Raw genomic sequence first — 14,884 nt, 5'->3', positions numbered from 1 at the left:
GATCTAACTTTACATCTTGAAAAAGAAGGTTGGTACACTGGTGCTGATTCAGGAATATTCATTTCATCATCCATCCGAAAATCACACACTTCAATTTAAAACAAACCGCTTTTGATGAGTACGACTGAGGTGGATGTCGATTAGTTGGCTTTTCACAATTAAGGCTTTCTAAGGCAGTTCATACGGTTGAGCCCAAAAAGATGCAACTTCATTACTTGTGAGTGTTACTTCATTGCTGGGTGAGTATCTGGATAAAAATACATCACAAATTATTACAATACTCTTAGTTACTTAAAAAGGGCCATTGGTTATCTTCTAACTGCACCTATCGCATAGACTGGGCTCCAAAATCATTAAAAACATGAATGTGTTTTTGGCGAGTATGCGGTGCATGCCAATCAGCAATAGTAATTGAGCAGCAAGTTCTGTTAGATGAGAAAGAAGAAACTCACTTAACAAGGAACACGTGCTTTAGTCGTTTGGGCCTATCAACATATACCTGTTCTTATTTATTGGTCCAACTTTAATTGAACAGACAAATTAACAAAGAGAAATTGAATGCTAAAAAAGTGCTTAATAGGTATCACGGTCCTGCTCTTACCTCCGGCTGTTTTTGTCATGGATACAGTTATTGATAGCGGAGCATATAAAACAATCGAACCGCATTTTGCAGGCACCTGCAGCACAGTAGAAGGTGTGGTAGGCGCAGAGGACATAACGATAGATCCAACAAGTGGCCTGGCTTATATCTCTGCACACGACAGACGTAATTGGACTAAAGGTGGCGGTATATATATTTATCAAACAGGCTCCCATTCAAAGCCAACGCTTATGTCTCACGATCTTGGCGACACTTTTTACCCACATGGGGTTTCTTTGTGGAAGAACCCTCATGGAGCAGATCGGCTTTTTGTCGTGAATCACCCTCCATCAGCCCCCGGCAGTGAGCAGCGCTCTGATAGTGAAGTAATCATTTTTGAAATTATCGATGGGGCGCTCAAACGTGCAAAAACACTTACAACAGATTTACCGTATAGCCTAAATGATGTTGCGGCAATTACCAGTGACAGTTTTTATGCAACCATAGACAAAGGCAGCCTCACTCGTTTTGGTCGCCTGTTGGAATCCTTCGGCCGTCTGGCGCGCGGTGGAATAGCATATGGAAAAAACGGTAGTATTACTAAATTAACTAGTGATCTTATCTACCCAAACGGTATTCAAGTCAGCCGTGATTCGTCAAAAGTGTATGTTTCTGAGTCCACTGGTGAGAGGCTGTTAACCTATGCGCGAGATAAGCAAACAGGAACGTTGCAACTCATTGACGAAATGACAATTGATAGCGGGCTAGACAATCTCGAATGGGATTCTGAAGGTAATTTGTGGGTTGCAGGCCACCCACAAATGCTCAAGTATCTGGAGCACAGTAAAAATCATGCAAATCTCTCAGCGTCACAAGTGCTTCGGATAAATGTAAACGAGGGTATGTCAGTGGATGAAATATACCTGAATAACGGCGAGGCTATCTCAGGCTCAAGCGTTGGTGCGCCCTATGAAGACCACCTGTTGATTGGCAGTGTTTATGAACCATTTATACTTGACTGTACATTGGGTCAAAGCGTGAAAGCGCAATAATATGGACTTAGCCCTTTGAAAAGTGTCGTTTGTCATTGAGGGGAAAATTAGCAGTGCAAGACAACAAACTATGAGCAAATGGCTGGTGGACTCAGGATGTCTTTACATGATGGCAAGGTGAAAGGAATGCGGTTCATGGGATACCACTGTAGACATGGCAAACTTTCCTAATGAGTAGTTCGAGGGCAATCATGGTAATTTTTAGTTCAAAAAACGTATATTCCATAATTTTTACATTGGGCATGTCTATTTTCCTGATTATCTCATTTTGGGGCATTATGCATTGGGTTAATAATGCAGAAACAGTTGAAAGGGTAGAAAGACAGAACATGCAATGGAAAGGCTTTGAATTAACGGAATACTCATTTATTGCGACGGATGCCTGCATGTTTTTGGACTACAGTAAAGTGCAAGTGGTTGAAGGAAAGCCACAATTATTAGAAGGGAAGCAAAAGGTGACTATTGAGGGGCGCTTCGATTTGGCAAAAAAAGCAATTCTGAATGCAGATGCACTACGAATTGAATATCACCCATTATATGGCTTTCCACTGAACATTGAGGTTGACTGGGATGACCAGGTTGTTGATGATGAATGTAGTTATTCAATTATGGAGTTTAAGGTATCTTAACAAGGCTTGTCAGCTTCACTGCTTTGTTTGCTAGCTTCCCTGATTTGACTGCGTTTGGAGATGGCGCATAAAAGGAAATGAACTATGGAACAGTTAAAAGTTGTTTTTGCCCTTTTGGGCTTTTTCACCGGAACTTGTTTGATTTTGGGTGTGTTGACCGGTCATTTTCATTGGGCCAGCTTGCTGGCTGGTGGTTTTCTGTATTTTATATCATATATGCTCTGGCCAAGTAAAAAACGCGGAAAACGCGAGACAGAAAGTGAAACTATGGATGTCCTCGAATCGATTATTGAGTCTCCAATCGATGTCATAAGTTGGCTTTTGCGGGGCTTGGGTCGTTTGTTTCGTTTTTTGCTCAGCACCAAGGGAGATGGTGGGGACATTGATTTTTAACACTCTCAACGGCGTGAGAGTTACTCTTCGCAATGCGAGTTCAGATCAAATTGGCGTGCCTGAGTTGTAAAACTTAATTGATGGTGTTGTGTCTGGTATCAGAACCTTATTATTGTCGCGGAGTAATAAGTGCATGTTGTTTGTTGGGCAAACGTCATATCTTAGCTCAGCTTCAGACTTACTTAATATAACAATCTCCTAGTTGGCTCAAATTTTGATACATACAGGCAGGTATAAGAAATGTATCAAGGAATTACTATGTTAATGTATAAAACGGCAGGTGCTGGCCCATTGGCTGCCGACAACAAAGTCGACACTGGCAGTAAATTGCCGGGGAATGGAAATACAGACTCTGGCTTCAGTCAGGAACTTGCTATGGAAATGCCCGAGTCTCAACCCTCTGAGGTTAGTTTGCAATATCAGCGAAAAGAGTTGCAGACGACGATCCGCAACGACAACTTTTTGGGCGAGATGCAAGAGGCCATTATAATGCAACGCCTGGGTGTCAATCTTGAAAAGATCAAACAGCTGCAAGAGAAGCTGGACGAGCTTGAGGATCTATTTGAAGCTGGCTATTTATCAGAAAAAGACTTTAATGAAAAAGCGTCAGTGATAGAAGAGATGATCGCGCAAGAGTATCAAAAAGGCCAGGAACGGGCACAGGAGAACGGGCAAAAGCAAGATCACGTCATGGCTGACAGATAGTTAAGCGGCTTTTAGTTTGCTGTGTATCGCGCGGTATCCTGCAGGCCGGTTTCTTTGGTTGGTAATGAGCTAGTTATTCGTTATGGCTTGTATCATCCGCTGGTTATCCCATTAAGGAACATCGCCAAAATACAACTACATGATGAATATGTGGCAAGAGCCCAGTGCGTAAAGCGTTACAATTACGCTGGTAACCCGAATGTCAAAATTGAGTTGGCTGAGCCGCAAGGCGCGGTGGAGTACATTTTTACTGGTCTTGATAATCCAGAGCAGTTTATTTCAGCCGTGATAAACTGCTCTGGTGCGAACGAGTATTGAAGTGTTTAGCATGCACTTCGAGTGTTTATTCATTGACTCTTGCGAAAGTGACAATGCATTAAAGTCCATTCTGATCCTGCAAACCACCCAAAAGTGCCTGTAACCATAGCTGGCCGAAAAATCACTTTCACCGGGAATAAGACTACCAGCTATTGGCAATGAGCCAGAATATCGTGCAATCCAGGTAGTCAATGCGCACTAAGCTATCATAAAAGATAATGAGATCACTCAGTTTCAACGTGGGATCAGCTTTGGCATGAATACCACGCTGGGTTTAACAGTAAATGGCGATCACTTAATCAAACAAGTTAGTCTCTTCACCTTTCGCATATTACTGCTGCGTTAACCTACTCAGGCGTCGACACAGTCTCATAGCTATTTACGATACCTTCAGATCAACCTGTGCCTCGATTATCTCAAGTCATAACTTTCAAAAAAATTACCGGGCTGTAAGTTTCAAGAAAGTTTGTTCCCTTAAGTTTTACTTAACCCCGGACAAATGAGTTGTCCGACACAGTAAGTTTGACTAACGGAGCACGGTAATGAATAAAACATTTTCTTTGATTTCTCTGGCATTTATGAGCTTTTCTACTCTGGCTGACGACCAGGACCAAGGCACTCAATGGGGAGTTGGCGCAGCAATTGTCTCTCAGGATCAGGGCTATACAGATGTTGGCAATGAGACCATTCTGGTGCCGGCTTTGGCCATTCAGTCTGGTAATTTTTCATTATTAGGTCCGCGTGGCAGCTATAAAGTCTGGCAGCAAGAAAATATAGAGTTTTCGGTTGTGGGTCAGTTACGGCTGGATGGTTACGAAGAAGCCGATGGTGACATTTTCCTGGGCATGGAAGACAGGGATATGAGTTTCGACTTTGGGTTTGAAGGGGAGCTGGACACTGAGTTTGGCGAGTTTGGCTTTTCTTTTATGCACGATGTTACCAGCACCCATAAAGGGTATGAGGCAAGTGTAAGTTATGGCGTACCATTTAACGTAGGCGATGGCCGCATCGTGCCCTATGTGTCTGCCAGTTATCTGAGTGAAGATCTGATTGACTATTACTATGGTGTTCTACCCAACGAGCAACGCGCCGGGCGTATGGCTTATGTGGGCGAAGCAACCATGAATGTTGAGGTGGGTGTCTCCAGTGATTGGTTTTTTGGTAAAAACCATATGATTAAGGCTGACCTGAGCTACACCGCCTACGGTAGCGAGATCGAAGACTCTCCATTGATAGATAAATCTGGTGCTGCGCAACTATTGCTGGGGTATGTATATGTCTTCTAAACCTCTAGTTCTGCTGAGTCTGATAGCGCTGCTTGGCTGTCAGGATCAGCAGCGTGACGCTTATGCAGAGGCTGATTCCAATCAGCCAGCTAACGATCAGTTAGCCACTGTGTTGCCTGAGCGGGTTGTGGACGTACCAAAAAAAGTATTTTATGGCCAGATTGAAGGCGCTGAAGACACTCAGCTGGCTACCCTGAAATCGGGTCGGGTAGAAAAGCTCTGGGTACGTGCCGGGCAATTTGTGACTCGGGGCACAGCCTTGATGGAGCTGTACGATCCCGTGGCCTATGCGCTGCTGGATCAGGCCCAGGCTGAGCTCCAGCGGGCAAACGCAGCGTTTACCAACACCCAAGCCGAATTCGAGCGTGCTGAGGCTTTGGTAAAACGTAACCTGCAAACTCAATCTCAGCTGGACAAGCTTCGTCGTGACCTGGATATGGCTTATCAGCAGATAAATAAGGCGCAGGCCGAAGTCAACGCCGCGCGCAATCAACTTGCGGAGCTGACCATCAGCGCGCCATTTGATGGGGTGGTGAGCGATCTGCTGGTACGTAAAAAAGAGTACGCCGAGGCTGGGCAAACGGTAATGAACTTTCAGGCGGCCGATGCGTTACATGCCCGCTTTGCAATCCCCGAAGAAGTAGCCTTAAAAGTCGATGCACAACAGCAGGTAGAGGTATTTGTGCCCGCGTTAAATGAATCAATTAAGGGGGTAATTGTAGAGCGCGTACTGCCGCTGGGGTCTCGCTCTCCTTTCTTTTTTTTGAAAGTCCAACTGGCAGCACATGAGCAAAGCTGGATGGGTCTGAATGTACAATTACAAATTCCGCTTTCAGATCAGCGCTTATATCAGCTGCCTGGCGGGGTCCTGCATTATGACGAAGCAGGCCAGCCTTATGTCGTGCTGCAATCGAGCCCTGAACGACGCCAGTACGTGCAGGTCGTAACGGGGCGAGCCAATCATTTATTGGTAAGTAGTGCAGAAGCGCTTGATTCACCTGCATTGGTATTTACAGATAGTCGGACGCTGCAAACCCCCTCGCTTTATAAGGAGTAAGTTGTGAATAAAACGCCCTGGTTTGTCAACCCACGCCTGATCCTGGGTTTGATGTGTATTGTGTGCCTTGCTGGTGTGGGAGGCTGGTTTAGTGCCCCTGAGCAGGAAGACCCCACCTTTCCATATCGCAATGGTCTGATTGTGCTCAATGCCAGTGGCCTCGAAGCCGAGTCTTTGGCGCAGCGTTACATTCGCCCGCTGGAGCGCGTGTTAGCACAAGTAGATGAGATCCAGGCTTACAGTGCTCAGGTAAAACATGGCGCTGCGTCAGTGGATATTGAGTTAAAAGAAACCGTGTACAACACAGATCAGGTCTGGCAACGGATCAAAGAAAGTATTGCGCCAATACGTCAGAGTAACCCGACGTTGTCGATGACCATAATGGATCGCGTGCAGGACACCCAAGGTATTTTTTTGTCAGTGCGCAGCCGGGGGGATTTGTTGCAGGAGCGCCAACTTGCCATTGCGCTGCGCGACCAGCTATTGGCACTTAGCACGGTACGCAATGCACAGCTGGTGGGTGATCCGGGTCAACAGATAGCGGTGGCTTTTTCACAGCAGACTATGCAGCAAACGGGTATCACACCTTTGCAGATTGCACAGCGTATTGCAGATGCTAATAATACAGATTCGGTAGCCAGCATCACCGATGACAGAGCTAATCTGATCTTATCTCCGGTGGCTCAGCTAGACTCTACCGATGAATTAAAAAATACCCTGATCGCAACGGCTCAGGGTCAGCAGTTACCCCTCTCAACTTTGGCTGATGTCCACTATCGTACCGACCCTAAAGCCCAGGAGTCATTCTGGGTTGACGGTCAGCAGCAACTAGGCGTGGCGGTAACTCTGGTACCTAACCGGATCCGCATTGCTCAGGCTGGAGCGCAGGTCACCCAGCTGGTTGAGCGGTTTAATCAGACCTATGGCGCTGAGGCCGTGAGCATAGAGTTATTCCAGCCTAAGTGGGCCAAAAAGCGCAAAGATGCCCTGATGCAATCTTTAATGCTTAGCCTGGTTGCCATTGCCGCTATTTTGTTTATTTTCCTGTCCGCAAGTGGGGCAGCCAGTGTGTGTATTGCGGTGGTGGCTATCACGCTATCTGCCATAGCAGCATTCAGTGCAATGGATGGGGTGCTACACCAGATGACGATTGCAGGACTTATTTTGTCGCTTGGCCTGATGGTCGATAATTGTATCGTGGTTGCTGAACGTTTTAATCGCCATATTTCGTCTGGCACCGATCCTTTGCACAGCGCCATCCAAAGTATCCATGAGCTATGGCGCCCTTTATGCGCGGCCACCGTGACAACGATAGCGGCATTTTTACCTATGCTCATGGCCAAGGGCAGTGTGGCAGACTTTATTGCCAGTATTCCTGTGATGGTTATTTTGTGTATTGTTGCCAGCTACGCGATTGCATTGACATTGGTGCCGTTGCTTAACCGTTATTTGCCTGTTCGCAAACTCGGGGCGTCACGCTGGCAGCAGCAGTTGCAACAACGCTTGGAGCAGGGTGCTTTGGTTTTATCGCAGTTTACGTTGCAACATAAAGCGCTGACTTTGTTTGCTGCTTTTGGTTTATGCGCCGGATTAATGGCATTGCCACAAGCCGATGGCGAGTTTTTTCCAAAAACCAACCGTAATCAGGCCATAGTGGATGTAGAGCTGCCGATGGGCAGTCATAAACTATATACAGCCAGCATATTGAACCAGATTGCTGAGGACATTAGCGCCCGAGCGGGCGTCCAGCGTACCTTGGTGTTCAATGGCTTTTCTGGCCCGAGGTTTTACTACAATTTGGCGCAAAAGCCGGATGAAAGCCATATTGGCCGTGTGGTGCTCACTGCACAAGCCAATACAAATATGGCTCAGTTGGTTGAACAGCTTAACACCAGCTTGCAAAAAGCGTATCCAGAGGCCGTGTTGCGCGCCCGTGAATTGGGCCAGGGACCGCCATTAGAAAGTACTGTGGTGATGTGGCTTAGTGGTGAGGATTACAATGTACTTCGCCGTGCCGGTGAAGAGGTATTTGCCATGCTCAAAGCAGATGCGCGCTTCGAAGCGCCGGGAAAAGACTACGCAGTCCCCGTCCCACAGCTGACGATGACGTTTGATCAGCAACGCCTTAGTCAGTTTGGCCTGACGGAAAGCCAACTCAATGACTATCTGGCCTGGCGCAGTGCAGGGCTGACGATCACGCAAGTGAGTTTTAACGATGACCCAACCGCGGTGGTATTGTACGACCCGAATTCAAGCCATGACAGCATGGACATGATGAATACTGGTGTACTTACGTCTTTGATAGACAAACCCGTACCAATGCATGCGCTGGCAGCTATTCAGGTGTTTGGCCAGCCGGCGCTTCTGGAACGCAGAAACGGTGTGCCCGTGGTTAAACTGATCAGTGAAGTGGCGCCCGGTGTGGATGAGACTGAACTGCTCACTGAACTGACACCAGCACTAACAGCCATTGCACAGCGCTATGGCCTTGAACTGGAGTTTGGCGGCGAAATGGCTGAGTCTGGTGAGGCCAATAATGCGCTGGTGAAAACGCTGCCGGTTGGTGCATTGCTACTTTTTATAGCCCTGGTACTCCAGTTTAACTCACTGCGTTTAACCTTACTGGTGATGTTGAGTATTCCATTTGCCGTTGTAGGTGCACCTGCCATGCTGAGCCTGGCACAGGTTCCGTTCGGGTTTATGTCAGTATTGGGTATTCTGGCATTAGCAGGGATCGTAGTAAATAATGCTATCTTATTGATCGACGGTACTTTGCTTTACGTACAAGCCGGTCAGAATACTCAGGCTGCTATCATGTTATCGGTACAAAACAGGGTGCGTCCTGTTATAGTAACTTCGGTTACAACCATAGTGGGCATGCTGCCTCTAACGTCAGCCAGCAGCCCCTTGTGGCCACCGCTGGCATGGGCCGTTATTGGTGGGCTGGTGACCTCTACAATACTGGTGCTGGTGGTCATCCCGGTATTATTGCAATTGCTGTTACCTAAATATAGTAAGCGCTCATCGATAGATGTGCCACGCCTGATTGATATATGCACGGAATAACGAGCAAAAGCACTGCAAGTCAGACAATGGAGAACCTAGTATGCGTATTTTGATCACTGAGGATAACCTGCAACTGGCCAGCTTTATCCAGCAGGCCATGACTAAGGAAGGCTATGCTGCCGATATTGCCACCAGTGCGGGTGCATTACATGATCAAATGGCCCTGTGGCACTACGACGCCATTATTCTGGATCTGGGTCTGCCCGACAAAGACGGACTGGATGTGATAGCAGCACTGCGTGGAGCCGAAAACCCGGTGCCTGTATTGATCTTAACAGCGCGTGGCAGTGTGGATGACCGCATTGCTGGGCTGGATTTGGGCGCAGATGATTATATCAACAAGCCCTTCGACATTGGCGAATTACTGGCAAGAATGCGTGCTCTGCTGCGTCGACCAAGCCAGTATACAGGCACTCTGTTGTCTCATGGCAATCTCGCCCTTGACCCAAAATCTCGCAGAGTGACGGTGGGTGGTGAAAACCTTTCTATGGGTAAAACCGAAGTGGCTATTTTGGAGTATCTGTTACGCCATGTCGGGCTGACTGTTGGCAAAGACGCATTATACGATGCTATTTATGCGATGGGGTTTGAAGTAACTGACAATGCTTTGCAAGTCGCGGTTCACCGAATACGCAAAAAGCTCGATGGTGCAGAAGCTGGCGTGACTATCAAAACGCTTCGTGGCATAGGATATATACTGGCATGAAAATCATAAAAAACTCGCTTGCTCGCAAGATTTACCTGCACTTTATACTAATTGGCTCTGTCGTATTTACCGGCATTGGTGTGATCTTACATTTGTTTTCGATGAACTATGCCAACCTGGCGCTGGAAGTCAGTATGAAGGGGATGAGCGAAGATATAGCAGACGCACTGCGTTTTGAACAGCAGCAGCTGGTATATGCTCCTGATAGCGTGATTGAAAAATGGGGCTATGATGCCTTATATAATAACTTTGCGTTTCGTGTTATCCGTGCTGCGAATAACGAGGTGTTGCTTCAGTCTGTAAGTAATGAGCAAGGCTCGGCTGCGCTTGAAGCGCTGAGCGAAACTATTCCGGTTGGATACTCTCATTTGGCGGGGGTCGATCGTTTTCGCACCGAACTCACACTGAATGGTCAGGCACTGCTGCTGGATATGGCACGCAATGATCTGATCACCGAACTGGCGAACGAAGCTGTGATACCGGCACTAAACCGGGTGACCGCCATTACCATTTTTGCGGCATTTGGGGTGTTTATGCTGGTCGGGTATTTGTCTGTGCGCTCAGTGGTGCAACCGGTAAAAACCGTGGCAGGCCAGTTAAAGCAGATCAAACCAGAGCAACTGAGCTTCAGGCTCAGTAATGAAGGCCTGCCCTATGAAATTCAGCCCATTGTGAATTCACTTAACCAGGCAATGGAGCGGGTAGAGGCCGGTTTTGATGAGCAAAAGCGGTTCGTGGCAAACGCGGCCCACGAACTTAAAACGCCACTGGCTGTGTTAAACACCCGGGTTCAGCTGGCCGATATTGCGCCCCAGATCCGTGAAGAAATCGTCAACGATGTGGCGTACATGACGCGGGTGGTGCAGCAGCTACTGGACCTGTCTCGTGCGCAAAACTTTGTGGTGTATAACAAAGTACCGGTGAGTTTGTCGGCACTGGCGCAGGAAGTGTGTATGATGCTTGCCCCATTGGCACTGCAGTTTGATAAAGAACTAAGCCTGGATGCGGACCCCGACACAGATCAGATCCTGGCTGATAAAGCCGCCGTGCACATTATGATCAAAAACCTGGTCGAAAACGCCCTAAAACACTCGCAGGATAACGCCAAAATTCAGGTAAAAGTGACCACTACTGAGCTGGAAGTAAGCGACAACGGCCCAGGGATCCAATCACAGTATTACGACCGTCTGTTTGAGCGTTTCTGGCGACAAGAGCAATCCACCCTGACCGGCAGCGGACTGGGCCTGTCTATCGTCAAAGAAGTCGTTGATTTTCATGACGCCAAACTTAGCGTTACTTGTAAAAATGAGCAGGGCGGTGCGAGTTTTAAAGTGGTGTTTACTGAGCGAAATGCTTAGTGTCTGCTGATTATGGGCAGCTGGGAAAAGGTGTTACTGTCACAGCCTTTGCTTTGTGGTTCCTGCGGTCCGAGAGCTGTGCAAACACAACATATCAGCTTGCAATAAATACAGCATTGACTGTTAAGTTGCTAATGACAACGGTAAGGCAAATTTAGCATCGCAATGGCTAGATCTTTGTATGTTGTTAAACAAACATAAATTAAGTCTAATAAGAGTACAGTTACACTTTGTTCTGGCTGTGGTGAACCATGCTATGCAGAACTACGCGTACTGCGTTTGCAAATCTAGTTATCAATGGAGTTGAATGTAATGATGAAAGTGATGAGTTTGGTGCTACTGTGTTTGGCTTTTCAATCCTCGGCCAAAGAGGAAGTATGTAATTCGTTGAACTCATTGAATTGGCTGATAGGCAATTGGTATTCTGAAAACAGTAAATTGACATTCAATGAATCATGGAGCCGGATCAGTGAGAAAACATTCGAGGGCTATGGTCAAACGTATTCAATTGTTAAGAACAAAGTTGTGAGCGCCGAAACGCTTCGGTTGGTTGAAATGTCCGGAGAGGTTTTTTATTTGGCCAAAGTAGCCAGTAATGCATTACCGACAGCCTTTAAATTAACAAGTTGCACTGCTGACTCCGCGGTATTCGAGAATTCACGGCATGATTTTCCCAACAAAATTAAGTATCAATTAAACAAAAGCAAGACGATTACAGCGTTTGTCTCAGGAGAAGGCGGTAAAGGCTTTTCAATAGAGTTCATTGGTAAAAACGGAAACGCTAGTAATGAGTGACAAGTGCAGATAACCAGAGAGAGGGTGGTTGAAGATTTATGAGAATGTCAGGCGAACCTTTGAGCACAGGGTATATAGCTTGAGATCATTTAACTGTTGAAGCGTTCAGTTTTTATTTTTCTCTATAGCTTGAATGAGACTTACTTCTGCTAATCAATTATTACAAAGTGTGACGAGAGGTCTGTAGTAAAATACAAAGATTGCATTTTGATTCGCTTTACACAAACAACTGAGCGACTCCAAACGTTTCAGGTTTCACTGCTTGTCAAGTTTACCGATGTTAAGCAATGATCAGTTAGCGAATTTTATTCTATATGATTTTTTCGTTATAGGGATATTTAGTTTAAAACTGCGCTTGGAAGAATCATCTAACTATCTCCCACAAGCGCAGCAGGTTGGGCTTTAGCCTGTGTTAAGGCAACTAGTATTATTTAGTTACACAGCCGTGCCAGCCACCATTTGTCCAGCAAATAACAGGGTTTGATGGGTTGCATTGTGGGTAGACAGAAATCTCCGCACCACCTGCAACTTGTGGCGTTGCTTGATTAGCAAGCTGATTGCTTTCATTAAGCGTTTTTAGGTTCTTCTTTTTTAGTTGTACTTTCATTTTATATTTCCTTATTTTAGATTGTTTATTTTTAAATTTATAAAATGAACCCCAAATGTGATACTAAAGCTGACTTTTTCTCAACAATATGCCAGGGCCTGTTTGTACAATAACCAAGTTTTTTGATAATGAAAAGTTATATTTTTTAATTTTTTGAGGTGGTTGGTTTTTGGGGGCAATTGGATATTTTGGCCCTTTATTGGGTATTTTAAATGTGTTTTACTTTAAGTAAGGTGGAAAATAAAGATACCCAGAGAGGAGCGGCAGGCATCCTCTGAAAACTACGGTAGAATTTGTCGCAGGCGATTATGAGGTTGTAGTAGCCGTTCCTTTTATGTGTACGTGGTCTTTTGATGAGGGCTTTTGTGTCCGTCTTCTAGCTCTGGTTATGAACGACTTGAGTTAGCAGTGATCGCTAAATCCGAGGCAAATGATGATGTGATAGTTCAACTTGGTGATGGTAGATTTGACTGTATTCACCTAACCTGGAACGGAAAAATAGACGCTCAGCCAGATCAATTTCCATCAAACATGATTTTCGATAATATTGAAAGCCTTCAAATTTACATAAATGAAGTAGCAGCACAATACGCCCAAAAACTGGTCAAATGGGTATGTGGATAGTTGACTGGCGTGTACGATACCTGCAAGCTGCCAATCGGTTTTAGGGATAGCGTGACTTTATGAAGTACCTGTTTATTGCACTCTCCATGCTATTGCTAAGCGTCAGTGCGAAGGCGAGTGATTGTGAGAAAATCTACTCAAACGCATCTTTTTATTTATGCGCCAAGAAAAATGACGATGATGAGTTATTTCCTTTTCCTGTCTATGATGTTTTTGCTGTACACATTGGGACAGGTAGAAAAAGCTTTATCGCTAATGAGCGCTTTATTAAAGACGTATCTAATGTCATTAAAGTCAGTGAAACAGAGTTTTTCTATAAAGCTTATATGGGTGGAAATAGTCCACCATCAGAGCATCGGCATGTACTCATCATTATCGATGGCAGCGAAGTCAAAAACGCAGGTGTTTTCTCTGGATACAAAGACATAGATGACAATAGTGCGCCTGATTACTTTTTACTGTCATTATCAGAAATGGGTTCCGCGAGGGCTTATGATACCTACACTAGAGTAAAGCTAATACTACAGAATAATAAGTTAGTGCGAGGTAAGTAGCTTTAACCCCGTTACAAAGTGAAGAGCTTCGTTAATGTTAAGGTGCATTTTATTGATTTATTTGTCCCTGAGTTTCAATGCTGTGGGTATTTAGGCAGGCGAACCAGATGTGACTACTTCGATTTTTGTTCTACTTACTGCGATATTTTTAAAATGTCTAAGGAGCGGGTTATGGAAATAAATTACGGGTATGCTTTTGTCGCTATTGTTTTAATACTGAACATGCTGGTATCAGTCTTTATTGGCAGAAGGCGTGATCTGGAAAGGTTTCAAAAAGTCGCGCAGATAATCATCGTTTGGCTAATCCCAGTTGTGGCTGCCATGGGTTTGTGGGCTTTTTATAAAAGCCAGGATGATGAGGTTAAACCTGATAGTAATAAATTTGGCGGAGGTGCGCAGGATAGTGGTGTTTCTTGAGGTGGTTAATGAGTGGAAAAGATTTGCCCGTTACTCTTAATTTTCTTTTTACATTACTGTTTTCTAATTTTCTTATAAAGGCGATGTAACATGAAGTGTCTTATGATCTTTTTGGGGGTGATGAGTTTCTTTTGTTTTGCCGGTAAGCCAATGACCCCGTCTAAAGCCTATCAAAATGCTCTGTCGCCAGAAGAAAAATCGATAACTCTGGAATATGAAGCCCTATTGAAAAGAGAGTTTTTCGAGCATTTAGATGTTTTATCTGCTGAAAAGCTCGAGTTGTTGTTGAAGCTGAGAGACTCAATCATATCGGACGGTGCTACGCGCTCACAGGCCCTGATAGATGTCAGGATTGCTCGCGAAGCGCTAACGGTTTTTCGCTTTATCAGCACACGTGAGCTGACAGAGTATCAAAGATCTGTACTTAAAAAACTGGAGAGGTCAATGTCGGAAAACAAGTTAGAACTTTCAGATAAGCGGCTAGAAAAGAAAATAGACAGGTTAAGGGAAGCAATTGAAAAACAGAAAGGTTAGCACTGTTTTGCAGTAGATTTTCCCCCCAATTTTTACCGCCACCCATTCAAGTTTGCAAGCATAATGCCCGAGATAGTGAACTTAATCTGGTAATGCATTTAGGCCGAGTCGAATGGAAAGAGCGAGTAGGCTGTTATCCATGATCACCAGAGAAATTTCACATGTATCGATACAGGGTGCTATGCGGATAAGTCTCCGGTTTA

General features: G+C 45.3%; 16 protein-coding genes. 15 read left to right on the top strand and 1 reads right to left on the bottom strand.

All coding sequences use genetic code 11. From position 1 onward, the window contains the following. Nucleotides 1-558 precede the first annotated feature (558 nt). The 12 genes from AT705_RS03985 to AT705_RS03935 all read left to right on the top strand — a co-directional run bounded on the left by AT705_RS03985 (nucleotide 559) and on the right by AT705_RS03935 (nucleotide 11,945). The gene (locus AT705_RS03985; protein WP_058795592.1) at nucleotides 559-1,632 is read left to right on the top strand and encodes an SMP-30/gluconolactonase/LRE family protein; all 1,074 of its coding nucleotides are present in this window, start codon (nucleotides 559-561) and stop codon (nucleotides 1,630-1,632) included. A 22-nt stretch (nucleotides 1,633-1,654) separates the two neighbouring features. Next, a complete protein-coding gene (locus AT705_RS26060) occupies nucleotides 1,655-1,753 on the top strand; it encodes a DUF7684 family protein (RefSeq protein ID WP_420492111.1) in 99 nt (32 codons plus the stop codon). 208 nt (nucleotides 1,754-1,961) lie between these two features. Continuing rightward, nucleotides 1,962-2,261: a DUF6174 domain-containing protein gene (locus AT705_RS03980; RefSeq protein ID WP_157576657.1), complete on the top strand. Its 300-nt coding sequence runs from the start codon at nucleotides 1,962-1,964 to the stop codon at nucleotides 2,259-2,261. A gap of 84 nt (nucleotides 2,262-2,345) precedes the next feature. Next, nucleotides 2,346-2,654, top strand: coding sequence for a hypothetical protein (locus AT705_RS03975; protein ID WP_058795590.1), 309 nt, complete (start codon nucleotides 2,346-2,348; stop codon nucleotides 2,652-2,654). Nucleotides 2,655-2,912: 258 nt separating this feature from the next. Beyond that, nucleotides 2,913-3,359 carry a hypothetical protein gene (locus tag AT705_RS03970; RefSeq protein WP_058795589.1) on the top strand — a complete coding sequence of 149 codons (447 nt, stop codon included), beginning with the start codon at nucleotides 2,913-2,915 and terminating at the stop codon, nucleotides 3,357-3,359. 54 nt (nucleotides 3,360-3,413) lie between these two features. Then, complete coding sequence (locus AT705_RS03965; protein WP_058795588.1) at nucleotides 3,414-3,677, top strand: hypothetical protein; 264 nt, start codon at nucleotides 3,414-3,416, stop codon at nucleotides 3,675-3,677. A gap of 542 nt (nucleotides 3,678-4,219) precedes the next feature. Next, entirely contained in the window at nucleotides 4,220-4,963 is a 744-nt protein-coding gene (locus AT705_RS03960) for a MipA/OmpV family protein (protein ID WP_058795587.1), read from the top strand. Continuing rightward, nucleotides 4,953-6,020 (top strand): efflux RND transporter periplasmic adaptor subunit, encoded by a 1,068-nt coding sequence (locus AT705_RS03955; protein WP_058795586.1) that lies wholly within the window; start codon nucleotides 4,953-4,955, stop codon nucleotides 6,018-6,020. Before AT705_RS03960 ends, AT705_RS03955 begins: the two co-directional genes overlap by 11 nt. A gap of 3 nt (nucleotides 6,021-6,023) precedes the next feature. Beyond that, entirely contained in the window at nucleotides 6,024-9,086 is a 3,063-nt protein-coding gene (locus AT705_RS03950; RefSeq protein ID WP_058795585.1) for an efflux RND transporter permease subunit, read from the top strand. 40 nt (nucleotides 9,087-9,126) lie between these two features. Continuing rightward, on the top strand, nucleotides 9,127-9,792 hold the full coding sequence (locus AT705_RS03945) for a response regulator (protein WP_058795584.1): 666 nt from the start codon (nucleotides 9,127-9,129) through the stop codon (nucleotides 9,790-9,792). Then, nucleotides 9,789-11,150 (top strand): sensor histidine kinase, encoded by a 1,362-nt coding sequence (locus AT705_RS03940; RefSeq protein ID WP_058795583.1) that lies wholly within the window; start codon nucleotides 9,789-9,791, stop codon nucleotides 11,148-11,150. The genes AT705_RS03945 and AT705_RS03940 overlap by 4 nt, the downstream gene beginning before the upstream one ends. A 312-nt stretch (nucleotides 11,151-11,462) precedes the next feature. Continuing rightward, complete coding sequence (locus AT705_RS03935; protein WP_058795582.1) at nucleotides 11,463-11,945, top strand: DUF6265 family protein; 483 nt, start codon at nucleotides 11,463-11,465, stop codon at nucleotides 11,943-11,945. A gap of 427 nt (nucleotides 11,946-12,372) precedes the next feature. Here AT705_RS03935 and AT705_RS03930 read toward each other — a convergent pair whose 3' ends face one another. Beyond that, nucleotides 12,373-12,552 carry a hypothetical protein gene (locus tag AT705_RS03930; protein ID WP_049863092.1) on the bottom strand — a complete coding sequence of 60 codons (180 nt, stop codon included), beginning with the start codon at nucleotides 12,550-12,552 and terminating at the stop codon, nucleotides 12,373-12,375. Between the two features lie 683 nt (nucleotides 12,553-13,235). On the opposite strand from AT705_RS03930, the gene AT705_RS03920 reads away from it, so the two are divergent. From AT705_RS03920 to AT705_RS03910, 3 genes are all read left to right on the top strand, one after another. After that, entirely contained in the window at nucleotides 13,236-13,730 is a 495-nt protein-coding gene (locus AT705_RS03920; protein ID WP_058795581.1) for a hypothetical protein, read from the top strand. Between the two features lie 171 nt (nucleotides 13,731-13,901). Continuing rightward, nucleotides 13,902-14,147, top strand: coding sequence for a hypothetical protein (locus AT705_RS03915; RefSeq protein WP_058795580.1), 246 nt, complete (start codon nucleotides 13,902-13,904; stop codon nucleotides 14,145-14,147). A 102-nt stretch (nucleotides 14,148-14,249) separates the two neighbouring features. Then, a complete protein-coding gene (locus tag AT705_RS03910) occupies nucleotides 14,250-14,681 on the top strand; it encodes a hypothetical protein (RefSeq protein ID WP_157576655.1) in 432 nt (143 codons plus the stop codon). The last annotated feature ends 203 nt before the right edge of the window (nucleotides 14,682-14,884 follow it).

This window comes from Pseudoalteromonas rubra (genome assembly GCF_001482385.1).
In the GTDB taxonomy this organism is placed as follows: Bacteria; Pseudomonadota; Gammaproteobacteria; order Enterobacterales; family Alteromonadaceae; genus Pseudoalteromonas; species Pseudoalteromonas ardens.
This window is presented reverse-complemented; position numbering and strand designations above follow the sequence as displayed.